The organism is Pseudomonas sp. ZS1P83, assembly GCF_054897825.1.
Genome location: NZ_CM142706.1, coordinates 454781 through 477638, shown reverse-complemented (window position 1 = coordinate 477638; position 22858 = coordinate 454781). Strand labels below are relative to the sequence as shown.

20 protein-coding genes and 1 pseudogene are annotated in these 22858 nt (G+C 58.2%); 13 read left to right on the top strand and 8 right to left on the bottom strand.

Features of this window, described 5'->3' with window-relative positions:
• Positions 1–204: 204 nt before the first annotated feature.
• Positions 205–1068 carry a translation elongation factor Ts gene (tsf, locus tag ACYZT0_RS02290; protein WP_033056302.1) on the bottom strand — a complete coding sequence of 288 codons (864 nt, stop codon included), beginning with the start codon at positions 1066–1068 and terminating at the stop codon, positions 205–207.
• A gap of 192 nt (positions 1069–1260) precedes the next feature.
• Entirely contained in the window at positions 1261–1998 is a 738-nt protein-coding gene (rpsB, locus tag ACYZT0_RS02285) for a 30S ribosomal protein S2 (RefSeq protein WP_003219330.1), read from the bottom strand.
• 373 nt (positions 1999–2371) lie between these two features.
• Here rpsB and map point away from each other — a divergent pair, with 373 nt between their 5' ends.
• From map to ACYZT0_RS02265, 4 genes are all read left to right on the top strand, one after another.
• The gene (map, locus tag ACYZT0_RS02280; RefSeq protein ID WP_462044458.1) at positions 2372–3154 is read left to right on the top strand and encodes a type I methionyl aminopeptidase; all 783 of its coding nucleotides are present in this window, start codon (positions 2372–2374) and stop codon (positions 3152–3154) included.
• Between the two features lie 45 nt (positions 3155–3199).
• Positions 3200–5902 (top strand): [protein-PII] uridylyltransferase, encoded by a 2703-nt coding sequence (locus ACYZT0_RS02275; protein ID WP_462044457.1) that lies wholly within the window; start codon positions 3200–3202, stop codon positions 5900–5902.
• A gap of 43 nt (positions 5903–5945) precedes the next feature.
• Positions 5946–7145 carry a succinyldiaminopimelate transaminase gene (gene dapC / locus ACYZT0_RS02270; protein ID WP_462044456.1) on the top strand — a complete coding sequence of 400 codons (1200 nt, stop codon included), beginning with the start codon at positions 5946–5948 and terminating at the stop codon, positions 7143–7145.
• A 459-nt stretch (positions 7146–7604) separates the two neighbouring features.
• Entirely contained in the window at positions 7605–8330 is a 726-nt protein-coding gene (locus ACYZT0_RS02265; RefSeq protein ID WP_462044455.1) for a M12 family metallopeptidase, read from the top strand.
• Between the two features lie 252 nt (positions 8331–8582).
• Here the strand turns inward: ACYZT0_RS02265 and ACYZT0_RS02260 are convergent, their stop codons facing one another.
• From ACYZT0_RS02260 to ACYZT0_RS02250, 3 genes are read right to left on the bottom strand one after another with little or no spacing between them, the layout of a single operon-like run.
• The gene (locus tag ACYZT0_RS02260) at positions 8583–8723 is read right to left on the bottom strand and encodes a hypothetical protein (RefSeq protein ID WP_462044454.1); all 141 of its coding nucleotides are present in this window, start codon (positions 8721–8723) and stop codon (positions 8583–8585) included.
• A 48-nt stretch (positions 8724–8771) separates the two neighbouring features.
• The gene (gene tnpC / locus ACYZT0_RS02255) at positions 8772–9968 is read right to left on the bottom strand and encodes an IS66 family transposase (RefSeq protein WP_462046492.1); all 1197 of its coding nucleotides are present in this window, start codon (positions 9966–9968) and stop codon (positions 8772–8774) included.
• Entirely contained in the window at positions 9928–10293 is a 366-nt protein-coding gene (locus ACYZT0_RS02250; protein ID WP_462044453.1) for a transposase domain-containing protein, read from the bottom strand. The genes tnpC and ACYZT0_RS02250 overlap by 41 nt, the downstream gene beginning before the upstream one ends.
• A gap of 37 nt (positions 10294–10330) precedes the next feature.
• Between ACYZT0_RS02250 and ACYZT0_RS02245 the strand changes: the two are divergent.
• The 5 genes and pseudogenes from ACYZT0_RS02245 to ACYZT0_RS02225 form a co-directional block, all read left to right on the top strand.
• Positions 10331–11097: pseudogene (locus tag ACYZT0_RS02245) on the top strand (LysR substrate-binding domain-containing protein); the annotation flags it as partial.
• A gap of 148 nt (positions 11098–11245) precedes the next feature.
• Complete coding sequence (locus ACYZT0_RS02240; RefSeq protein ID WP_462044452.1) at positions 11246–11608, top strand: ArsC family reductase; 363 nt, start codon at positions 11246–11248, stop codon at positions 11606–11608.
• A 33-nt stretch (positions 11609–11641) separates the two neighbouring features.
• Entirely contained in the window at positions 11642–12676 is a 1035-nt protein-coding gene (gene dapD, locus ACYZT0_RS02235) for a 2,3,4,5-tetrahydropyridine-2,6-dicarboxylate N-succinyltransferase (RefSeq protein ID WP_449644911.1), read from the top strand.
• Positions 12677–12832: 156 nt separating this feature from the next.
• Positions 12833–14038 (top strand): aminotransferase class V-fold PLP-dependent enzyme, encoded by a 1206-nt coding sequence (locus ACYZT0_RS02230; RefSeq protein ID WP_462044451.1) that lies wholly within the window; start codon positions 12833–12835, stop codon positions 14036–14038.
• Positions 14035–14445 (top strand): SufE family protein, encoded by a 411-nt coding sequence (locus tag ACYZT0_RS02225; protein WP_462044450.1) that lies wholly within the window; start codon positions 14035–14037, stop codon positions 14443–14445. Before ACYZT0_RS02230 ends, ACYZT0_RS02225 begins: the two co-directional genes overlap by 4 nt.
• A 143-nt stretch (positions 14446–14588) precedes the next feature.
• On the opposite strand, the gene tcdA is transcribed toward ACYZT0_RS02225, so the two are convergent.
• A complete protein-coding gene (tcdA, locus tag ACYZT0_RS02220) occupies positions 14589–15401 on the bottom strand; it encodes a tRNA cyclic N6-threonylcarbamoyladenosine(37) synthase TcdA (RefSeq protein ID WP_371918014.1) in 813 nt (270 codons plus the stop codon).
• 228 nt (positions 15402–15629) lie between these two features.
• On the opposite strand from tcdA, the gene ACYZT0_RS02215 reads away from it, so the two are divergent.
• The 4 genes from ACYZT0_RS02215 to ACYZT0_RS02200 all read left to right on the top strand — a co-directional run bounded on the left by ACYZT0_RS02215 (position 15630) and on the right by ACYZT0_RS02200 (position 20847).
• The gene (locus tag ACYZT0_RS02215) at positions 15630–18221 is read left to right on the top strand and encodes a glycosyltransferase (protein ID WP_462044449.1); all 2592 of its coding nucleotides are present in this window, start codon (positions 15630–15632) and stop codon (positions 18219–18221) included.
• Positions 18222–18433: 212 nt separating this feature from the next.
• Positions 18434–19585 (top strand): succinyl-diaminopimelate desuccinylase, encoded by a 1152-nt coding sequence (dapE, locus tag ACYZT0_RS02210; protein WP_462044448.1) that lies wholly within the window; start codon positions 18434–18436, stop codon positions 19583–19585.
• Complete coding sequence (locus tag ACYZT0_RS02205) at positions 19585–20394, top strand: putative RNA methyltransferase (protein ID WP_218536281.1); 810 nt, start codon at positions 19585–19587, stop codon at positions 20392–20394. The genes dapE and ACYZT0_RS02205 overlap by 1 nt, the downstream gene beginning before the upstream one ends.
• A gap of 75 nt (positions 20395–20469) precedes the next feature.
• Positions 20470–20847 carry a hypothetical protein gene (locus ACYZT0_RS02200; RefSeq protein ID WP_462044447.1) on the top strand — a complete coding sequence of 126 codons (378 nt, stop codon included), beginning with the start codon at positions 20470–20472 and terminating at the stop codon, positions 20845–20847.
• Between the two features lie 106 nt (positions 20848–20953).
• On the opposite strand, the gene ACYZT0_RS02195 is transcribed toward ACYZT0_RS02200, so the two are convergent.
• Positions 20954–22222 (bottom strand): IS110 family RNA-guided transposase, encoded by a 1269-nt coding sequence (locus ACYZT0_RS02195; RefSeq protein ID WP_462041914.1) that lies wholly within the window; start codon positions 22220–22222, stop codon positions 20954–20956.
• Between the two features lie 307 nt (positions 22223–22529).
• Positions 22530–22739 (bottom strand): cold-shock protein, encoded by a 210-nt coding sequence (locus ACYZT0_RS02190; RefSeq protein ID WP_010462862.1) that lies wholly within the window; start codon positions 22737–22739, stop codon positions 22530–22532.
• Positions 22740–22858 lie beyond the last annotated feature (119 nt).

Here is a 22858-nt window from a genome sequence, read left to right as displayed (position 1 = left end):
ATCTCTCCTGCGGCGTATTTTAAAAATTCTTTGCGAGCTTTACAGCTGGCGTTCACTCTAGCTTGGCACTTCTTCAGCGCCATCGGAACATGGCTTTGTAAGCCAGTTCCAAAAGGAAACCAATTAAAAATTGGTACCCCATCTGAAAAGAGGCTGCGCGCGTGAGCGGGCAGCCTCTTCAGGGCGACAGTTAAAAAAACCGTCTTATTGCTTGGCGGCAGCCAGCTGGGCAGCAACTTCTTCAGCGAAGTTGTCGACCGGCTTCTCGATGCCATCGCCTACTTTGAAGTAGGTGAAGGAAACGATTTCAGCACCGGCTTTCTTGGCCAGTTCGCCGACCTTGATTTCAGGGTTCTTGACGAACGCCTGCTCAACCAGGCTCGCTTCAGCGAGGAACTTGCTGATACGGCCTTTGACCATGTTTTCAACGATGTTTTCCGGCTTGCCGGCGATCTTGTCAGCGTTGAGGGTCAGGAACACGCCCTTCTCACGCTCGACCGCTTCAGCGGAAACTTCCGATGGCAGCAGGAATTCAGGGTTGGTCGCCGCTACGTGCATGGCGATGTCTTTGGCCAGCTCAACGCTGCCGCCTTTAAGGGCAACCACAACACCGATCTTGTTGCCGTGCAGGTAACCGCCAACAACATCACCTTCAACGCGAGCCAGGCGACGGATATTGACGTTTTCGCCAACCTTGCCGACCAGAACCAGGCGATCAGCTTCTTGAGCGGCGATCAGCGGAGCAACGTCAGTCAGTTTGTCAGCGAACGCTTTTTCAACGCTGGAAGCGACAAATGCCTTGAAGTCATCCTGCAAAGCCAGGAAGTCGGTCTGCGAGTTCACTTCCAGCAGAACGGCGGATTTACCGTCTTCCTTCAGAGCGATAGCGCCTTCAGCGGCAACGTTGCCAGCTTTCTTGGCAGCTTTGATGGCGCCGGAAGCACGCATGTCATCAATGGCTTTCTCGATGTCGCCGCCAGCCTTGGTCAAGGCCTTTTTGCAATCCATCATGCCTTCGCCAGTACGCTCACGCAGTTCTTTGACCAACGCTGCAGTAATCTCTGCCATTTCAAAATTCCTCTTGGATAGGTTTTCAACCATTCCACCCGATCGAACGGGCGATCAATTCTTCCCGAACCACCCTTGCTGGCTGCTGCAGGTTACAAAGGCTGTAACTGCGCCGCCGACAAACGGTTTTCGAGGTGGCAAAAAGGGGGCCAGGCCCCCTTTTTGCTTACTGAGTTAACGCCAGGGCGTCAATTACTCAGCGGCTGCTACCGGAGCTTCTTCAACGAACTGCTCGGTGCCGCCAGCAACGTGGTTGCGACCGCGGATTACAGCGTCAGCCATCGAACCCATGTACAGCTGGATAGCGCGGATTGCGTCATCGTTGCCTGGGATGATGTAGTCAACGCCTTCCGGGCTGCTGTTGGTATCGACTACGCCGATAACCGGGATGCCCAGCTTGTTGGCTTCGGTGATCGCGATGCGCTCGTGATCAACGTCGATAACGAACAGAGCGTCTGGCAGACCGCCCATGTCCTTGATACCACCCAGGGAACGATCGAGCTTCTCAAGATCGCGAGTGCGCATCAGCGCTTCTTTCTTGGTCAGCTTGGCGAAAGTACCGTCTTCGGCTTGCACTTCAAGGTCACGCAGACGCTTGATGGAAGCACGGATGGTTTTGAAGTTGGTCAGCATGCCGCCCAACCAGCGGTGATCGACGTACGGCGAACCGCAACGTGCTGCTTCTTCAGCAACGATCTTGCCAGCGGAACGCTTGGTGCCAACGAACAGAATCTTGTTTTTGCCCTGGGCCAGACGCTCTACGAAAGTCAGAGCTTCGTTGAACATTGGCAGGGTTTTTTCAAGGTTGATAATGTGGATCTTGTTACGCGCGCCGAAAATGTATTTACCCATTTTCGGGTTCCAGTAACGGGTCTGGTGACCGAAGTGCACACCGGCCTTCAGCATATCGCGCATGTTGACTTGGGACATGATAGTTCCTTAATAAGTCGGGTTTGGCCTCCACGTATCCCAATGACCAACCAGCAGCATCAGCTGAAGGCACCCAGGTCATCGTGTCGACACGTGTGTGGATTTAGGCTTTTCAGGGGATCCCCGGAAAGCGGCGCATTTTATATCACAAGGCTGAAAAAAACGGAACCCGGAATGTTAAATCCTGGCGCGTGCCTTGGTTCCGCCCATTGGAATCCTCCAAGAATGCGCCATTCTATAAGGAGAAGCGATGCACAGAGGCTCAGATTTGCGCTGCTCGTCTGTTAGAATCGCGTTTTTCAGGGCCGTGAAGATCGATCGCGAAACGCCCATTTCGTTTTAGAAAGCGCCATCGAGCGCAGAGAGAGCCTGTATGACCGTCACCCTCAAAACCCCGGAGGACATCGCAAAAATGCGTATCGCCGGCAAACTGGCCGCCGATGTGCTGGAAATGATTGCCGATCATGTCAAACCGGGCATCACTACTGAAGAACTGGACCGCATCTGCCACGACTACATCGTCAACGAGCAGAAAGCCATCCCTGCCCCGCTCAACTACAAGGGCTTCCCGAAGTCGATCTGCACCTCGATCAATCACGTGGTCTGCCACGGTATTCCGAACGAGAAGCCATTGAAGGATGGCGATACGCTGAACATCGACGTCACCGTCATCAAGGACGGCTACCACGGCGACACCAGCCGCATGTTCCATGTCGGCAGCGTGCCGGTCTGGGCCGAGCGCCTGTCGCATGTGACTCAGGAATGCATGTACAAGGCCATCGAAATCGTCAAACCCGGCTGCCGCTTGGGCGACATCGGTGAAGTCATTCAGAAGCACGCTGAAAAGAACGGTTTTTCCGTGGTTCGCGAGTTCTGCGGTCACGGCATCGGCAAGGTGTTCCACGAAGAGCCGCAGATCCTGCACTACGGACGCGCCGGCACCGGCATGGAACTGAAAGCCGGCATGACGTTCACCATCGAGCCGATGATCAACCAGGGCAAGGCCGACACCAAGGTATTGGGCGACGGCTGGACCGCGATCACCAAGGACCGCAAGCTGTCGGCACAGTGGGAACACACCCTGCTGGTGACCGACACCGGTTACGAGATCTTCACCTTGCGCGCCGACGACACCATCCCGCGCGTTTCGGCCTGATCCGAGCGCGCAGCTCCTCAGCCTTATAGACAGGAAAGCCAATCGATGCCGCAGGTGGATCCCGAACTCTTCGACCGTGGCCAGTTCCAGGCTGAACTGGCCCTGAAGGCAAGCCCGATCGCGGCCTTCAAGAAAGCGATTCGCCAGGCCCGCGAGGTGCTCGACGGGCGCTTTCGCAGCGGCCGCGACATTCGCCGGTTGATCGAGGATCGCGCCTGGTTCGTCGATAACATCCTGCAAAAAGCCTGGGAACAGTTTAACTGGAGCGAAGACGCCGACATTGCGCTGGTCGCGGTCGGCGGCTACGGTCGCGGTGAGTTGCACCCTTATTCCGACATCGACTTGCTGATCCTGCTGGACAGCGCCGATCACGAAATTTTCCGTGATTCCATAGAGCGTTTTCTGACGCTGTTGTGGGACATTGGCCTGGAAGTGGGCCAGAGCGTTCGCTCGGTGGACGAATGCGTCCAGGAAGCCCGCGCCGACCTGACGGTCGTCACCAACCTGATGGAAAGCCGCACCATTTGCGGCCCCGAGCGCTTGCGCCAGCGCATGCTGGACGTTACCAGTACCGCGCACATGTGGCCGAGCAAGGACTTCTTCCTGGCCAAACGCGCCGAGCAGAAGGCTCGTCACCACAAGTACAACGATACCGAATACAACCTGGAACCCAACGTCAAAGGCTCGCCCGGCGGCTTACGGGATATTCAGACGATTCTGTGGGTGGCCCGTCGTGAATACGGCACCTTGAACCTGCGGGCCCTGGCCGGCGAAGGCTTTCTGGTAGAGAGCGAAAACGCCCTGCTGGCCTCCTCCCAGGAATTCCTGTGGAAGGTTCGTTACGCCCTGCACATGCTCGCCGGCCGTTCCGAAGACCGCTTGTTGTTTGATCACCAGCGCACCATTGCCGGGCTGCTGGGCTTCAAAGGCGATGACGCCAAACAAGCCATCGAAAACTTCATGCAGCAGTATTACCGGGTGGTCATGAGCATTGCCCAGCTCAGCGACCTGATCATCCAGCACTTCGAGGAAGTCATCCTCGCGCCGGAAGACGAAGCGCCGCCGCAGCCGATCAACTCGCGATTCCAGGTGCACGACGGTTACATCGAGGCACGCAACGACAACGTGTTCCGCCGTACACCGTTCGCCATGCTGGAAATCTTCGTACTGATGGCTCAGCAGCCGGAAATCAAAGGCGTGCGCGCCGATACCATTCGCCTGCTGCGAGAAAATCGCCACCTGATCGATGACGAGTTCCGCAACGACATCCGCAACACCAGCCTGTTTATCGAGCTGTTCAAGTGCAAGATCGGCATCCACCGCAACCTGCGACGGATGAATCGTTACGGCATCCTCGGGCGCTACTTGCCGGAGTTCGGCTTTATTGTCGGGCAGATGCAGCACGATCTGTTTCACATCTATACGGTCGATGCTCACACCCTGAACCTGATCAAACACTTGCGTAAGTTGCAGTACACCCAAGTGTCGGAAAAATTCCCGCTGGCCAGCAAGCTGATGGGCAAACTGCCCAAACCCGAGCTGATCTACCTGGCCGGCCTGTATCACGACATCGGCAAGGGCCGGCATGGCGATCACTCGGAAATCGGTGCAGTGGATGCTGAAGCCTTTTGCCAGCGCCATCAGTTGCCGGTGTGGGACAGCCGCCTGATCGTCTGGCTGGTGCAGAACCATTTGGTGATGTCGACCACTGCCCAGCGCAAGGACTTGTCCGACCCGCACGTCATCCATGATTTCGCGCAGATCGTCGGCGACGAAACCCACCTCGATTATCTGTACGTGCTGACCGTCGCCGACATCAACGCCACCAACCCGACGCTGTGGAACTCCTGGCGGGCCAGTCTTTTGCGCCAGCTCTACACCGAGACCAAGCGTGCCTTGCGCCGAGGCCTCGAAAACCCGGTGGACCGCGAAGAGCAGATTCGCCAGACCCAGAGCGCCGCACTGGACATTCTGGTGCGCGGCGGTACCGATCCGGACGACGTCGAGCAGCTGTGGGCGCAATTGGGCGATGACTACTTCCTGCGCCACACTGCCGGCGACGTGGCCTGGCACAGTGACGCAATTCTTCAGCAGCCGGCCGACGGCGGGCCGCTGGTGCTGATCAAGGAAACTACCCAGCGCGAGTTCGAGGGCGGCACGCAGATCTTTATCTATGCGCCGGATCAACACGACTTCTTCGCCGTGACCGTGGCTGCGATGGACCAGCTCAACCTGAACATTCACGACGCCCGGGTCATCACCTCCAGCAGCCAGTTCACCCTCGACACCTACATCGTGCTCGACACCGACGGCGACTCGATTGGCGACAACCCGGCACGGGTCAAGCAAATCCGCGAAGGCCTGACCGATGCCCTGCGCAACCCGGACGATTACCCGACGATCATCCAGCGTCGGGTGCCGCGCCAGCTCAAGCATTTCGCGTTTGCGCCACAGGTAACGATCCACAACGACGCCCAACGCCCTGTAACAGTGCTGGAGCTCAGCGCCCCGGATCGCCCCGGCCTGTTGGCGCGGATCGGCACGATCTTCCTGGAGTTCGACTTGTCGCTGCAAAACGCCAAGATCGCGACCCTCGGCGAACGCGTGGAAGACGTGTTCTTTATTACCGACGCGAACAACCAGCCGCTGTCCGACCCGCTGCTGTGCAGCCGCTTGCAGGATGCGATCGTTGAACAGCTCAGCGTCAGCCATGAACCCGATATCAAACTGTCGCACATCAGCATCTAGCCGCGCGCCAGGATTCAGCCGCTTTGAACGAGACCCCGTACCGATGAACAACGCTCTGACCCAATTGCAGCCCTACCCGTTCGAGAAACTCCGCGCCCTGCTCGGCAGCGTCACGCCAAACCCGGACAAACGCGCCATCGCACTGTCCATCGGCGAGCCGAAACACCGTTCGCCAAGTTTTGTCGCCGAAGCCCTGGCCAGCAATCTGGATCAGATGGCCGTGTACCCGACCACCCTCGGCATCCCAGCCCTGCGTGAAGCCATCGCCGCGTGGTGTGAACGCCGTTTCAGCGTTCCGAACGGCTGGCTGGACCCGGCGCGCAATGTGCTGCCGGTCAACGGCACACGCGAAGCGCTGTTCGCCTTCACCCAGACCGTGGTCAACCGTGGCGACGACGCACTGGTGGTCAGCCCGAACCCGTTCTATCAGATCTACGAAGGCGCGGCGTTCCTCGCCGGGGCCAAGCCGCATTACCTGCCGTGCCTGAACGAAAACGGCTTCAACCCGGATTTCGATGCGGTTTCGCCAGACATCTGGAAACGCTGCCAAATCCTGTTCCTGTGCTCGCCAGGCAACCCGACCGGTGCCTTGATCCCAGTTGAAACGCTGAAGAAGCTGATCGCCCTGGCCGACGAATACGACTTCGTAATCGCCGCCGACGAGTGCTACAGCGAACTGTACTTCGACGAACAAACCCCGCCGGCCGGCTTGCTCAGCGCCTGCGTGGAACTGGGCCGCAAAGACTTCAAGCGTTGCGTGGTGTTCCACAGCCTGTCCAAGCGCTCCAATCTGCCGGGCCTGCGTTCAGGCTTCGTGGCCGGTGATGCGGACATTCTCAAAGGCTTCCTGCTGTATCGCACCTACCACGGCTGCGCGATGCCGGTTCAGACTCAACTGGCCAGCGTTGCTGCGTGGAATGACGAAGTGCACGTGCGCGCCAACCGTGCGTTGTATCGCGAAAAATACGATGCGGTGCTGGAAATCCTCAGCCCGGTGATGGACGTGCAGCGCCCGGATGGTGGCTTTTACTTGTGGCCGAACGTTGATGGCGATGACGAGGCGTTCTGCCGGGATTTGTTCGTTGAAGAACATGTGACTGTAGTGCCGGGTTCTTACCTGTCTCGCGAAGTGGATGGCTTCAACCCGGGCTCCGGGCGTGTGCGGATGGCGCTGGTGGCACCTTTGGCCGAGTGCGTTGAGGCGGCTGAGCGCATTCGCGCCTTCATTCAGCGTCGCAAGTAGTACCTGAGCCCATGCCGGGCAATCCGGTATGGGCTCTTCAACTATCACGTGATATCGCCCACATTGTTATATGTGCTGCGTTGGCCATGAACCGCGCAATGTGCGGATCGCAAATAAACTCCCAACTGGAAACTTCGAAAGAAGTCTGCGGCCTCCACACTAACCGACGGGGTGCTTATTCATCGACCAACCCAATAGGTTGCTTTAACGACATCGGCGACAACCAACACAACATCAATAGCCACACCAGTCCGGACCTTCAATATCAAGCAACACATACAACCAATCCATTACTTCCCTTACTTGCCTCCCGCTATTAAAGTCAATCACACGGACTGACTGGTCAAGCTCCACTTCTCAAATCAGACAAATCAGCCATTTCTGAAACAGCATCTTCACGCACTTATAAACTTCTCATCCAAACTAATTAGACATTACACTCTCGAAAGGAATTCGAAAATGAATGGCAGTATAATTTGCAGAACCATTAACCCCTCAGATCCTCAACGTTCTTATCAGGCTGCCATTACGGAATGCCCACGCAACGCGGTGAAAATCGATAGCACTGTCCAATCGGTCAGCCTCCACTCAAAACTATGGAAGAACTTTAGTACTCTCTCCGTCTGCTTTCTTGACAAACTGAGCAATGAAGACAAGAACGAATTCAAGAAGCACATCTGGAAATGGGCCAAACTGACAAATCTTAATATTGTTTTTGTCGACAACGTCACCGCCACCATTCGAATCAAGACCGACACCAGCGACAACATGTCAGCGATCGGCACAGATGCACGTTTGGCCGGCGCCGACGAGCCGACGATGCACATCGCAGAGAAGCCTGGCAGTAAACTTTTCCAAGCCGTTGTACTTCATGAGTTCGGCCACGCACTTGGCCTACACCACGAGCATCTGCACCCCGAGGCGAATATCCCCTGGAACAAACCAAAAGTTCATGAGCACTATGCCGCTCTCGGTTGGAGCCGCGCGGACATTGCGACAAACTTGTTTGACAGTATCAGCCACCACGCCCTGCTGATGTCGGACTACGATAAGACGTCAATCATGCACTACCAGATTGATAAAAACCTGACTGACGGCAAGTTCGAAGTAGGTCAGAACACAATGCTCAGCGAAAATGACATGGCCATGGCCTTTAACGCCTATCCCCTCGACGGAACCAGCTAACTCGATGATTCATTGGTCCGCCCCTGACTTATTGGAGGATGATGCGCAGCATACCTGCCCGCAACATGCAGCGGGCAGTCTGCTGATGCGTCAATTAACAGGTTATTTAACCTGGCCCAGTTGGCCTCACTCAGATCCAGCTCCGCCAACACACTTCGCGCAGCACGTCATCTCCAATCTGGTGATGACGGCTCAGGCTGTACAATTCAAGGCGCTGTGCCACCAGCGGGCATTGCACAGGAACGCAGCACTTTACTCAGCGACGATGATCGCGCTGATTTTTCCGCTGCGGTAAGCCTCGAATATTTGATCGATGCTGGATCTGGCACCCCCCTTCGCCGTGAAAATACCGCCGCAGCCACGGTTGGCTGCAGCGTAGTTCTCGTCGTCCATTGTATTCGCCCCATAAACCACACATGGCAAAAAAAACGATGTGTGTATTTAGCGCGAGATAGTCAGGGAGCACTTCCATGGCAGCAAGGCTTCAATCGAAGCCGCCAGCGGCAAGCGCTCCAGTACGTGGCGCAGCCACGCGTAGGACTCTTGGCCGTTGGCTTTGGCAGTTTCGACCAGGCTGTAAATCTGCGCGCTGGCAGTGGCACCCTTGGGCGTGTCGCTGAACATCCAGTTTTTACGACCGATCACAAAGGGCTTTACTGCTCGTTCTGCCCTATTGTTATCGATGGGCAGGAAGCCAGCCTCGGTGTAACGCTCAAGCTTGCTCCAGTTGCGGGCCAGATAACCGACGGCCTTGCCCAAGGCACTTTGTGATGTGACTAGGGGATGCGTTTTTTCCAGCCAGTTTTTCAGTTGGGCGAGTATCGGTAAGCTCTTTTCCTGTCGTCCGGCAAAGCGCTGATCATCAGTGGCCTCTGTGAGTTCACGTTCGATGCCATACAGTTTGTTGATCATAGTCAGCGCGATGTCAGCGCGGCCCGTCTTGCCTTTGGGCTGCACTTTTTGCGCATCGACAAACTTACGTCGCGCATGCGCCCAGCAGCCCAAACGCTCGACACCTGGCTGCGCGCCCAAGGCGTTATAGCCGGCGTAATCATCAGTCATCAGATAGCCCCGATAATCGGCGAGCAGGTGCAGCGGCACCTCCTGCGCTCGGCTGGTGGTGTAGTCAAACAGAACAACTGGGCGCTCTGGCGGGCCGCTGGCTTGTACCCACATCCAGGACTGGCTGGTCGGGTCTCGATCCGGTTCCTTCAGCACTTGTACCCGCGTTTCGTCGCAGTGGAAAACCGGACTTTCCAGCAACCGGTCGTGCATCAAATTCAGCAGCGGTTGCAAATGCTCGCCGCACTGGAGCACCCAGCGCGCCAAGGTTTGGCGGGGGATATCGACGCCGTGTCGGCCAATTACTTTTTCGAACCGATACAGCGGCAAACCGTCGACGTATTTGGTGGTCAGCAACATTGCCCACACGCTGGGGCTGGCCATGCTCTTTTCGATCAGATGAGCCCGTTTGTCGGCGGTGACCGGTGCGGTTTCACAGCCACGGCACGCGTAAACCTTGCGGATGTGTTTGATCACGCGGATTTGCATCGGCGCGATTTCCAGCTGTTCGCTGGTTTCTTCGCCGATGACGTGTTTACGACAGCCGCACGCGCAGCTCAGTTCGCGCTCGGGCAGTTCGTGGATGACTTCGATGCGCGGTAGGTCGGCGGACAGCGGTTTGCGTGCCTCGGCGCTGGGTCGGGGTAACGACTTCTTCGTCAGACTCATCGGTGACCAGAACTACGAGGCTTTCGGTTTCGTTGAACAGCGCCAATTGCGGTGTATCAGTTTCGACCGTCTGCTCGGATTTGCGGCCAAATAAACGGTCACGCAGCAACTTGATCTGTTCTTTAAGATCAACAATCTGGCCCTTGTCCAACTGACGTTCACTGAGCATCTGCACAAGCATTTGCTTGAGCAGAACCGCATCATCAGGGAGCATTTCGGGCATCAAATTCATGCCCGGATTATATTCGATCAGGTGACGAATCGAGGGGTTAAAACTTGATACGGGCGGTTGCGCCACGAGTCAAAACCGTCGAGCAACCCTTGCGAACCTCGAAGAGGCCGAGCTTTCTCTACAGGCCGAAAATACCGAGCCGGGTGGCAGGATTCGAATTGACCTTCCAGGTGCTTTCGGTCGTGCGCAAGTGCTTCCGATCATCCTGCGGTTTGTTCAGGATCATCCGTTGCTGATACCGCACATTTCCTTCTCGGACGGATTGATCGACCCTTTCCAGCAAGGTGTGGACATTGTTGTACGCATTGGTGGTTCGGATGTCTGGCCCGATACAGTGGGGCATCGTTACCTGACCAGTGAGTGGCATACCTTCTGTGCATCGCCTGCGTATTTGGCCAAGCACGGCATCCCCCTGACTGATCGTGATCTGGAGCATCACCAGTGCATCGCGTATGGCTGGGTGGACGGAAACGTGACCCCGTGGAACTTCGCAGGAGACCACCCCTACGCAACGAAACGCAGGCAGGTACCCGCTCAGTTCGTGGTGGGCAATGTTGAGGGTTTGTTGATGGCGGTATCAGCGGGCAGCGGTATCGCGCAGTTGCCGTCGTGGTTGATTAAGCGAGAGCTGGAAGAGGGACATTGGTGGAAGTGCTTCCCCATCTAGCAACCGAGGGAATGGCGATCGATCTCGCCTGGATGAAAAGTCGTCAAGCGCTTCCCAAGGTCAGTGCTTTGCTAGAGGTGCTTGCTGCCAGCTTGACGCCGACGGGAGGTATATCGGGTAGTCCTGGGCGACCGTGACGCTTTGGGCAATAGTTACACCAATGTCGCAGGCAACAGCTGATCGCCAGGTCCAACCGACAAACCTGACCACGGCCGACGCGAAACCGTCCGGTCATGGCATAATCCGTCACCTTTAATTTCCAGCACCTGCAAAGGGGGCAATTCCTTGACCGTTTCAAGCAAAACGTTGCACCTTTTCGGCATCAAAGCCTGCGACACCATGAAAAAGGCGCGCACCTGGCTCGATGAACACGCTGTCAGCTATGACTTTCATGATTACAAGGCGGTCGGAATCGACCGTGAACACCTGACCCAATGGTGCGACGAGCACGGCTGGCAAGTGGTGTTGAACCGCGCAGGCACGACCTTTCGCAAGCTCGACGACGAACGCAAAGCCGATCTCGACCAGCGCAAAGCCATCGAACTGATGCTCGCACAACCTTCGATGATCAAGCGCCCGGTGCTTGATCTCGGTGACCGAACCCTGATTGGCTTCAAGCCAGATATCTACGCGGCAGCGCTCAACTAAGGCAGCCCGTTCCATTTTGTTAGAGGTATCAACATGTCCACTACTCTGTTCAGCCTGGCCTTTGGTGTCGGCACTCAAAACCGTCAAGGCGCATGGCTGGAAGTGTTTTACGCGCAGCCACTGCTCAACCCGTCGGCCGAACTGGTCGCAGCTATCGCACCTGTTCTGGGCTACACCGAAGGCAATCAGGCCATCGCGTTCAGCACCGCTCAAGCTTCGCAACTGGCCGAAGCCCTGAAAAGCGTCGACGCTGCCCAGGCTGCATTGCTGACCCGTCTGGCCGAGAGCCACAAGCCGCTGGTCGCGACCCTTCTGGCCGAAGACGCTCAGTTGACCTCCACCCCCGAGGCATACCTCAAGCTGCACCTGCTGTCCCATCGCCTGGTCAAGCCGCATGGCCTGAACCTGGCCGGCGTGTTCCCTCTGCTGCCGAACGTGGCGTGGACCAGCCAGGGTGCGATCGACCTGGCCGAACTGGCCGAGCATCAACTCGAAGCCCGTCTGCGCGGCGAGCTGCTGGAAGTGTTCTCGGTGGACAAGTTCCCGAAAATGACCGACTACGTGGTTCCGGCCGGCGTGCGTATCGCTGACGCGGCACGTATTCGTCTGGGCGCTTACGTCGGCGAAGGCACCACCGTGATGCATGAAGGTTTCGTCAACTTCAACGCCGGCACCGAAGGCCCGGGCATGATCGAAGGTCGCGTGTCGGCTGGCGTGTTCGTCGGCAAGGGTTCGGACCTGGGCGGCGGTTGCTCGACCATGGGCACCCTGTCGGGCGGCGGTAACATCGTGATCAAGGTCGGCGAAGGCTGCCTGATCGGCGCCAACGCCGGTATCGGTATCCCGTTGGGCGATCGCAACACCGTTGAATCGGGCCTGTACGTGACCGCTGGTACCAAAGTGGCGCTGCTGGACGAGCACAACAAACTGGTCAAAGTCGTGAAGGCCCGTGAACTGGCCGGTCAACCTGACCTGTTGTTCCGCCGCAATTCGGAGACCGGTGCCGTGGAATGCAAAACCCACAAATCGGCCATCGAACTGAACGAAGCGCTGCACGCTCACAACTAAGCAGCGACTCAAACGATCACTTGTGCCCTGCACTTGTAGGAGCGAGGCTTGCCCGCGAAGGCGTCATCACTGACGCCAAAAAGCTTCGCGAGCAAGCTTCGCTCCTACAGGGAAGGTCAGGCGTACACCCGCCCATGTTTAACAGGGCCCGATAGCATGATGATTGCCTCCCCCTGGCGCGCCGATTTTCCGGCCATCGCCACATTGCAACGGCAAGACCAGACGTATCTGGACAACGCCGCCACCACGCAAAAACCTCAAGCCCTGCTGGATGCCCTGACGCATTACTACGCCAACGGCGCGGCCAACGTGCATCGGGCGCAACATTTGCCCGGCGCTCATGCCACGCAGGCGTTCGAGGCCAGCCGCAGCAAAGTGGCCCATTGGCTCAATGCCGGCGATTGCGGGCAGATCATCTTTACCCATGGCACAACGTCTGCGCTGAACCTCCTGGCTTATGGCCTGGAACATCTTTTCAATCCGGGCGATGAAGTTGTCATCAGCGCCCTGGAGCATCACGCCAATCTGTTGCCGTGGCAGCAGCTTGCCCTCCGTTGTGAGCTGAAACTGGTGATCCTGCCGCTGGATACCGACGGTTTGATCGACCTTGATGCCGCCGCGCAGTTGATCGGTCCGCGAACCCGTTTGCTGGCGGTCAGTCAGCTGTCCAACGTCCTCGGTGCCTGGCAGCCGTTGCCCGCGCTGTTGGCGATGGCCCAAGCGCACAACGCGCTGACCGTGGTCGATGGCGCTCAAGGCGTGGTCCATGGTCGGCATGACGTGCAGGCGCTGGGTTGCGATTTTTATGTATTTTCCAGCCACAAGCTCTATGGCCCCGAGGGTCTGGGCGTACTGTTCGGGCGCAATGAAGCGCTGGAGCAACTGCGTCATTGGCAATTCGGCGGTGAAATGGTGCTGGACGCGGATTACCACGGCGCTCGCTTTCGCCCGGCGCCACTGGGGTTCGAGGCGGGAACGCCGCCGATCGCCAGCGTGATCGGTCTGGGCGCGACCCTGGATTATCTGGCAGGGCTCGATCAGGACGCCGTGACTGCCCATGAAGCAGCGCTGCATGACTATTTGCTCAAAGGCCTTGAAGCGCGCAACGGTATTCGGCTGCTGGGCAAGCCGCAGTTGGCGCTGGCCAGTTTTGTCGTCGAGGGTGTGCATAACTCTGATTTGGCGCATTTGCTGACGGAACAGGGGATTGCGGTGCGCGCCGGTCATCATTGCGCCATGCCGTTGCTCAAGCGTTTTGAGCTGGCCGGGGCGATTCGGGTGTCGCTGGCGTTGTACAACGATTCCGATGACCTGGAACGATTCTTTGAAGCGCTGGATCAGGCGTTGGAGTTGCTGCGATGAGCTTGCCCGCCGATGCCGCTACGGCACTGGAAACCTTTCAGAATGCCGCTGGCTGGGAACAGCGGGCGCGTCTGCTGATGCAATGGGGCGATCGCCTGCCAGTGTTGAGCGATGTGGATAAGGTCGACGCCAACCGCGTACATGGCTGTGAAAGCCAGGTGTGGCTGGTGGGCGAGTTGCAGGATGGCTACTGGCAGTTTGCCGCGAGCAGTGATGCGCGGTTGATTCGCGGGTTGGTGGCGTTGTTGCTGGCGCGGGTTAACGGGTTGTCGGCTGTCGAGTTGCAGCAGGTGGATTTGCCGGACTGGTTTAATCAGCTGGGTTTGTCGCGGCAGCTGTCGCCGTCGCGTAGCAATGGCCTCAATGCCGTGCTACAGCGGATGAATGAGTTGGCCGCGCCCCTGTAGAGCGAGCGATGCGGCGACCCGACTTGCCCGCGAAAGCGGTGTGTCAGGTAGGACGCCTTCGCGGGCAAGCCTCGCTCCTACGGGGGAACGCATTCCCAATGTGGGCGCGGGCTTGCTCGCGAAAAGGCCATCAGCCACACCGATCAAACCTCAGGCTTAACCCTATCCGCCGGCCGCCGCACTCCGGCAACTATCTTATCCACAGCCTTGGTTGCCGCGACCATTCCAAACGTCGCCGTCACCATCATCACCGCACCAAACCCTCCCGCACAGTCAAGCTTCACACCATCACCGACAAAGCTCTTCTGCAAGCAAATGCTGCCATCCGGTTTCGGATAGCGCAGTTGTTCGGTGGAAAACACACATGGCACGCTGTAATGACGGGTCACGGTACGGGAGAAGTTGTAGTCGCGGCGCAACGTGGAGCGCACTTTTGAGGCCAATGGATCATTGAATGTCCGGTTCAAGTCGCAGACCTGAATCAGCGTCGGATCAATCTGCCCGCCCGCACCGCCGGTGGTGATGATCTGGATCTTGCGGCGCTTGCACCAGGCGATCAGCGCAGCCTTGGCATTCACGCTGTCGATGCAGTCGATCACGCAGTCGATGTTCGGCGTGATGTACTCGGCCATGGTCTCGCGGGTCACGAAATCCGCCACGGCGTGCACCGTGCAGTCCGGGTTGATCCCGCGCAGACGCTCGGCCATCACGTCGACCTTGGGTTTGCCGACGGTGCTGTCCAGCGCATGCAATTGACGGTTGGCGTTGCTGACACAGACGTCGTCCAGGTCAAACAGCGAAATCTCGCCCACACCACACCGGGCAACGGCTTCCGCCGCCCAGGAACCGACGCCACCCACGCCGACGATCGCCACGTGGGCCGCGCGCAGGCGCTCCAGGCCGTCGATGCCATACAAACGGGCGATGCCTGCAAACCGCGGATCTTCTGTACTCATGACCATTACCCCAAAAACCGGCGCGCATTATAGGGCCACAGTGCGAGAACTTTTAACCTTCCAGCGACAAGTGTAAGAACTTATGTGAAACCAGAGTGCCCAATGTCGAGCGTTTCCCTGTTCGCTGTACGGTCAGAGAACCTCCAGTGTAGGATGCGCGCCCCTGCCTCCTGGCAGCCAGCCGCCAACCGTTCCTTCGTTCCACAGCCTTTGGAACCCGAAAAAGCTATGTCATCGCGTAAATTTGGACTCAACCTGGTCGTGGTGCTCGCCATCGCAGCCTTGTTTACCGGCTTCTGGGCGCTGATCAATCGCCCGGTCACCGCCCCTAACTGGCCTGAACAGATCTCCGGCTTTTCGTACTCGCCGTTTCAGCAAGGCCAGTACCCACAGAAAGACCAGTATCCGACCGACGATGAAATGCGTCGCGACCTGGAGATCATGAGCAAGCTGACGGACAACATCCGCACCTACTCGGTCGACGGCACGCTGGAGGACATCCCCAAACTGGCGGAAGAGTTCGGCTTGCGGGTGACCCTGGGGATATGGATCAGTCCGGATCAGGAACGCAACGAGCGCGAGATCCTGCGCGCCATCGAACTAGCCAACACCTCCCGTAGCGTGGTTCGCGTAGTGGTGGGTAACGAGGCTATTTTCCGTAAGGAAATTACCGCCAAGGAACTGAGCGTGATCCTCGATCGCGTCCGCGCGGCAGTGAAGGTGCCGGTCACCACGTCCGAGCAGTGGCACGTCTGGGAAGAACACCCGGAACTGGCCAAGCACGTCGACCTGATTGCTGCGCACGTTCTGCCGTACTGGGAATTCGTCCCGGTCGACAAGGCTGGTCAGTTCGTCCTCGACCGCGCCCGGGACCTGAAAAAGATGTTCCCGAAAAAACCGCTGCTGCTCTCGGAGGTTGGCTGGCCGAGCAATGGCCGCATGCGTGGCGGCACCGATTCAAGCCCGGCGGATCAGGCGATCTACCTGCGCACTTTGGTCAACAAGCTCAACCGCCAGGGCTTCAACTACTTCGTGATCGAAGCCTTTGACCAGCCGTGGAAGGCCAGTGACGAAGGTTCCGTGGGCGCTTACTGGGGGATTTTCAACGCGGCGCGCCAGCAGAAATTCAACTTTGAAGGCCCGGTTGTCGCGATCCCGCAGTGGCGCGTGCTGGCGATCGGCTCGGTGGTTCTGGCCCTGCTGTCCCTCACCCTGTTGATGATCGACGGCTCGGCCCTGCGTCAACGCGGTCGCACCTTCCTGACCTTTACCGCGTTCCTCTGCGGTTCGGTATTGGTGTGGATCGGTTACGACTACAGCCAGCAATACAGCACCTGGTTCAGCCTGACGGTGGGCTTCTTGCTCGCCCTCGGTGCGCTCGGGGTGTTTATCGTGTTGCTGACCGAGGCTCACGAACTGGCCGAAGCGGTCTGGACCCACAAGCGCCGGCGTGAATTCCTGCCGGTGGTGGGTGATTCGGACTACCGACCAAAAGTCTCGATCCACGTACCGTGCTACAACGAGCCGCCGGAGATGGTCAAACAGACCCTCAATGCGCTGGCCAACCTCGACTATCCGGACTTTGAAGTCCTGATCATCGACAACAACACCAAGGACCCGGCGGTCTGGGAACCCGTACGCGATTATTGCGAAACCCTCGGCCCGCGCTTCAAGTTCTTCCACGTCGCACCGTTGGCCGGTTTCAAGGGTGGCGCGCTGAATTACCTGATTCCGCACACTGCCAAGGATGCCGAAGTGATTGCGGTGATCGACTCGGACTACTGCGTCGACCCGAACTGGCTCAAGCACATGGTGCCGCACTTCGCCGATCCGAAAATCGCCGTGGTGCAGTCGCCGCAGGATTATCGCGATCAGAACGAAAGCACCTTCAAGAAGCTCTGCTACGCGGAATACAAAGGTTTCTTCCACATTGGCATGGTCACCCGTAACGACCGTGACGCGATCATCCAGCACGGCACCATGACCATGACCCGGCGCTCGGTGCTCGAGGAACTGGGCTGGGCTGACTGGTGCATCTGTGAAGATGCCGAGTTGGGTCTGCGTGTATTCGAAAAAGGCCTGTCGGCGGCGTATTACCACACCAGCTACGGCAAAGGCCTGATGCCCGATACCTTTATCGACTTCAAGAAACAGCGTTTCCGCTGGGCCTATGGCGCGATTCAGATTATCAAGCGTCACACCGCAAGCCTGCTGCGCGGCAAGGACACCGAGCTGACCCGTGGCCAGCGTTACCACTTCCTCGCGGGCTGGTTGCCGTGGGTAGCAGACGGCATGAATATCTTCTTCACCGTGGGCGCCTTGTTGTGGTCGGCGGCGATGATCATCGTGCCGCAGCGTGTCGATCCGCCGTTGTTGATTTTCGCGATCCCGCCTCTGGCGCTGTTCGTGTTCAAGGTTGGCAAGATCATCTTCCTCTACCGTCGTGCGGTGGGGGTCAACCTCAAGGATGCATTCTGCGCGGCACTGGCAGGGTTGGCGCTGTCGCACACCATCGCCAAAGCGGTGTTGTACGGCTTCTTCACCAGCAGCATTCCGTTCTTCCGCACACCGAAGAACGCCGATAACCACGGCTTCTGGGTGGCGATATCGGAGGCGCGTGAAGAGGTGTTCATCATGCTGCTGTTATGGGGCGCTGCACTGGGGATCTTCCTGGTGCAGGGTCTGCCAAGCAACGACATCCGCTTCTGGGTGGCCATGTTGCTGGTGCAGTCGCTGCCGTACCTGGCGGCGCTGATCATGGCGTTCTTGTCCTCTCTGCCAAAACCGGCAGCCGAGGCCGAGGCGCTACCAGCGGTCTAAATCACGACAGATGCACTAAACGGCGGCCAATGGCCGCCGTTTTGCTTTAAGATAACCGCCATTTTGCAAGCCTTGCCCCATTCCCTGTAGGAGCGAGCGATGCGGCGATCCGACTTGCCCGCGAATGAAGCGACTCGGTGTAACAGAGAGTCCTCATCATCGTTCTTCGCGGGCAAGCCTCGCTCCTACACAATAAGCTTTCGGAGTTCCCCATGACGGCCCACGCCGACCTTTCGCCGACCCTTCAACTCGCCATCGACCTGATCCGCCGTCCGTCCGTGACGCCGGTCGACGCCGATTGCCAGAAGCAGATGATGCAGCGCCTGGGCGATGCCGGTTTTGCGCTTGAGCCAATGCGAATCGAAGATGTGGATAACTTCTGGGCGATCCACGGCAAACACGACGGTCCGGTGCTGTGCTTCGCCGGCCACACCGACGTGGTGCCGACCGGCCCGGTGACCGCCTGGCAGATCGACCCGTTCAACGCGTTGATCGACGAACACGGCATGCTCTGCGGCCGTGGTGCGGCGGACATGAAAGGCAGCCTCGCTTCCATGACCGTGGCGGCCGAGCGTTTCGTGACTGACTACCCGGATCACAAGGGCAAGGTCGCGTTCCTGATCACCAGCGACGAAGAAGGCCCGGCGCACCACGGCACCAAGGCTGTGATCGAACGCCTCGTCGCCCGCAAGGAGCGTCTGGACTGGTGCATCGTCGGCGAACCGTCGAGCACCACGTTGGTGGGTGATGTGGTGAAGAACGGCCGTCGCGGCTCCCTCGGCGCCAAGCTGACCGTGCGCGGGGTGCAGGGCCACGTGGCGTATCCGCACCTGGCGAAGAACCCCATCCACCTCGCCGCCCCGGCGCTGGCCGAACTGGCCGCCGAGCATTGGGATCACGGCAACGACTTCTTCCCGCCGACCAGCTTCCAGATTTCCAACGTGAACTCCGGCACTGGCGCGACCAACGTGATCCCGGGTGATTTGGTGGCGGTATTCAACTTCCGCTTCTCCACTGAATCCACCGTCGAAGGCCTGCAAAAGCGCGTTGCCGACATCCTCGACAAGCATGGCCTGGACTGGCACATCGACTGGGCGCTGTCCGGCCTGCCCTTCCTGACCGAGCCGGGCGCGTTGCTGGATGCCGTTGCGTCGAGCATCAAGGACATCACCGGCCGGGAAACCAAGGCATCCACCAGCGGCGGCACCTCCGACGGGCGCTTCATCGCGACCATGGGCACTCAGGTGGTTGAACTGGGCCCGGTCAACGCGACGATCCACCAGGTCAACGAGCGTGTGCTGGCCGCCGACCTCAATGTGCTGACCGAAATCTACTACCAGACCCTGATCAAGTTGCTCGCCTGATGCTCGCCTGCCCGATCTGCAGCGAACCGCTGAACGCGGTGGACAACGGCGTGGCCTGCCCCGCCGGGCATCGTTTCGACCGCGCTCGTCAGGGTTATCTGAACCTGTTGCCGGTGCAGCACAAAAACAGCCGCGACCCTGGGGATAACCTGGCGATGGTCGAAGCCCGGCGAGATTTTTTGAACGCCGGTCATTACGCTCCGGTGGCCAAGCGTCTGGCCGAACTGGCTGCGCAATACGCACCGCAGCGCTGGCTGGACATCGGTTGTGGCGAGGGTTACTACACCGCGCAAATCGCCGAGGCCTTGCCGAACGCCGACGGTTACGCGCTGGATATTTCCCGGGAAGCGGTCAAACGCGCCTGCAAACGCAACCCGCAACTGACTTGGTTGATCGCCAGCATGGCGCGGGTGCCGTTGGCCTCGGGCAGCTGCCAGTTTCTCGCCAGCGTCTTCAGCCCGCTGGACTGGGAGGAAGCCAAACGCCTGCTCAGCCCCGGCGGCGGTTTGATGAAAGTCGGGCCGACCAGCGGCCATCTGATGGAATTGCGCGAGCGTCTGTATGACGAAGTCCGTGAGTACACCGACGACAAGCATCTGGCCCTGGTGCCCGAAGGCATGGCGCTGCAACACAGCGAAACCCTGGAGTTCAAACTGACGCTGGAAAAGGGTCAGGATCGCGCCAACCTGCTGGCCATGACGCCTCACGGATGGCGCGCCAGTGCCGAGCGCCGGGCGGCGGTCATCGAACAGGTAGAGCCGTTCGAAGTCACCGTATCGATGCGCTACGATTATTTCGTACTTCAATAATTTTTGGTCTTGAGCAAAGGCTCAAGGCCGGCTAAATCCGCGAATGGATTTTTCAGACCCGCAGTGAGGACATCCATGCGCCAACCCGATATCGAGATTTACCTGAAAGACGCCGACGTCGACTACAAGGCCATCGCGGCCTGGCTCGGCGAAGCTTTGGGCCCATGCACCGACTGGGTCCAGAAAGGCCAGACCTACAAGTGCAAGGCCGGCAACGTGCCCGTGACCTGGCTACCGAAAGCCGTGGGCAAATGGAACAGCCTGTACCTGGAAAGCGACCAGACCCCGTGGGAAGACGACATCGCTTGCGCCCGCGCTGCGTTTGCTGCGCTGAATGTTGAAGTGCGTTGCGCGCCGGGCAGTTGGGTTGAAGAAGAAGGTGAAGAGACAGCCGATCGCTGGATGCGAATCAGCGCTGATGGTGAAGAAGAAATCACCTGGAAAACTGTTTAAAACCAGTACACAAATCAAATGTGGGAGCGAGCCTGCTCGCGAATGCGGTGCATCAGTCAACATCATCGTCGAATGGCACACCGCATTCACGCCCTGAGCCTTTCCGTCAACACGGTTTTGCTGTGTCCGGCTCGCTGGTCAACGGTGAGCCGTGCCGGAGCAAGGCTTGTAAATAAACCTTTTCGTCGTACACGGTGCTGCTCTTCCAGCACTGATAAACGATCCGGATCCACTTGAACGCCAGGGCCCTGAGGGCCGCTTGGTATGAGCAGCCTTTGGCCCTTTGCTGGCGATAATAAGCCTCTGCCCACACCGATTGATTGATGCTGTGTGCAGCCCACTCAACAAAGGTCTGGCGCAAAAAAGTTGCGCATTGATAGCGCCAGTGGACGACTTTTTTCTTGCCACTGCGTTCGGTGACCGGGGCAATCCCGGCATATCGCTGCACAGCACTGGCATCCTTGAAGCGATCACGCTGCTCACCAAAGGCGACCATCAACCGTGGTGCAAGCTGCTGTCCCGCGCCGGGCAAGGCCTTGAAGAGTCGATAGTCGGCCAGGGTGTTGGCAGTTTTTTCGATCTCCCGATCAAAATCTTTGATCGCCGTGATGACCCCTTTCAGTTGCGAGACCAGGGCCAGCACATACAGCGCTGAAGGACTGACCACGCCTGGATCTTCAGTCAACGGCATGGCTTTGGCGATCAATGCCAAACGCTGCTGATTGAGCTCAGCATGGCGAACATTATGCGCGTGAAGGAACTTCAAAACGCTGGCCGGCCGAGCGTGCTTAAGCACTTCAAATGTCGACCAGCGCGCCAAAAACTCACAGAAAACCAGCGTGTCATGGTCATGAAACAGCTCAAGAGCCAACGGATAATACTGTTTGAGCATGCAGACCAGACGATTGCTGATCTTGACCCGGTCATCGACCAACCCGCGGCGATGTTCGGTCAGGCTGGCGAGCGAACGCATGGCGGAGCTTTGCTGGACCAGTTGAGGAAACCGTTCGGGGTGATTCAGCAACAGCTCAAGCGCCCATTGAGCATCCGTTGGATCATCCTTGGCGCCACTGGGGACGAAGGTTTTACGGTGCCGGGCCAAGATGCTCGGATTGATCGGAAAGATACAAAAAAACTCATATTTTTGCAGAGCCGCTATCAGTGGCCCTTTGTTCAACTCCACGGCGATCGCGATCGGGCCACCGTAACGTTGATGCAGCGACTTGGCCCAGCGATCAATCGACTCGGGCTTGTGGTCGATGACCTCGAAACTCCGCTGCGCCTCTCCAGCAATCTGCAAACAGATGTCGTGCTTGGCGTCTGCCCAATCAATTCCGATATAAGCAGTGAAATTCTGAGACAGGAGCGTTTGCATGGAATACCTCCACAGGCGCTAAAGTACATGCAGGGACATGCATGCTTGCGTCCAGCGAAAGCGATATAGAGAGCCGTGTCGGGCTTTCCCTGAGAATTCGTTAGAGGGCGCAAGCGCACCTGTGGACTCGAAGGTGAAGGCGTAATCATCGAGTGCTGCGCGAGCATATTCGTAGCCCGCAGGTGCATGTTCCTTCCTCGCCGACAGCCAACTTCCAGCGAAGTCAGTATGGAAGAGAAAGGAACGGACTACCTATATCGCGAGCAGGCTCGCTCCCACAGGGTTTCCGGTGATGTGAAGAGGGTGTTTACAGCCCCACCACATCCTCAGCCTGCAAGCCCTTCTCACCCGTCACCACCGCATATTCAACCTGCTGGCCTTCAGCCAACGAACGGTGTCCTTCGCCGCGGATCGCGCGGTAGTGCACGAACACGTCCACCCCGTCTTCGCGCTGAATGAAGCCATAACCCTTGGCGTCGTTGAACCACTTCACATTGCCGGTTTCGCGCGTTGCCATGTATCAGTCCCTCTTCTTTTTATTTTGAACGGCCGAGTATATGACAGCCGTCAAAACTCTCAACTCAACTTTACTTAACCGCTTTTTGCCGATTTTCGACGAATACGGCACACTATCGG

Coding starts and splice junctions, on each gene's coding strand:
- ACYZT0_RS02275 (WP_462044457.1), top strand. CDS start 3,200: ATGCCGCAGGTGGATCCCGAACTCTTCGACCGTGGCCAGTTCCAGGCT.
- map (WP_462044458.1), top strand. CDS start 2,372: ATGACCGTCACCCTCAAAACCCCGGAGGACATCGCAAAAATGCGTATC.
- tsf (WP_033056302.1), bottom strand. CDS start 1,068: ATGGCAGAGATTACTGCAGCGTTGGTCAAAGAACTGCGTGAGCGTACT.
- ACYZT0_RS02225 (WP_462044450.1), top strand. CDS start 14,035: ATGAGCTTGCCCGCCGATGCCGCTACGGCACTGGAAACCTTTCAGAAT.
- ACYZT0_RS02215 (WP_462044449.1), top strand. CDS start 15,630: ATGTCATCGCGTAAATTTGGACTCAACCTGGTCGTGGTGCTCGCCATC.
- ACYZT0_RS02250 (WP_462044453.1), bottom strand. CDS start 10,293: ATGAATTTGATGCCCGAAATGCTCCCTGATGATGCGGTTCTGCTCAAG.
- ACYZT0_RS02260 (WP_462044454.1), bottom strand. CDS start 8,723: ATGGACGACGAGAACTACGCTGCAGCCAACCGTGGCTGCGGCGGTATT.
- dapC (WP_462044456.1), top strand. CDS start 5,946: ATGAACAACGCTCTGACCCAATTGCAGCCCTACCCGTTCGAGAAACTC.
- dapE (WP_462044448.1), top strand. CDS start 18,434: ATGACGGCCCACGCCGACCTTTCGCCGACCCTTCAACTCGCCATCGAC.
- ACYZT0_RS02200 (WP_462044447.1), top strand. CDS start 20,470: ATGCGCCAACCCGATATCGAGATTTACCTGAAAGACGCCGACGTCGAC.
- ACYZT0_RS02195 (WP_462041914.1), bottom strand. CDS start 22,222: ATGCAAACGCTCCTGTCTCAGAATTTCACTGCTTATATCGGAATTGAT.
- ACYZT0_RS02230 (WP_462044451.1), top strand. CDS start 12,833: ATGATGATTGCCTCCCCCTGGCGCGCCGATTTTCCGGCCATCGCCACA.
- rpsB (WP_003219330.1), bottom strand. CDS start 1,998: ATGTCCCAAGTCAACATGCGCGATATGCTGAAGGCCGGTGTGCACTTC.
- ACYZT0_RS02265 (WP_462044455.1), top strand. CDS start 7,605: ATGAATGGCAGTATAATTTGCAGAACCATTAACCCCTCAGATCCTCAA.
- dapD (WP_449644911.1), top strand. CDS start 11,642: ATGTCCACTACTCTGTTCAGCCTGGCCTTTGGTGTCGGCACTCAAAAC.
- ACYZT0_RS02190 (WP_010462862.1), bottom strand. CDS start 22,739: ATGGCAACGCGCGAAACCGGCAATGTGAAGTGGTTCAACGACGCCAAG.
- tcdA (WP_371918014.1), bottom strand. CDS start 15,401: ATGAGTACAGAAGATCCGCGGTTTGCAGGCATCGCCCGTTTGTATGGC.
- ACYZT0_RS02205 (WP_218536281.1), top strand. CDS start 19,585: ATGCTCGCCTGCCCGATCTGCAGCGAACCGCTGAACGCGGTGGACAAC.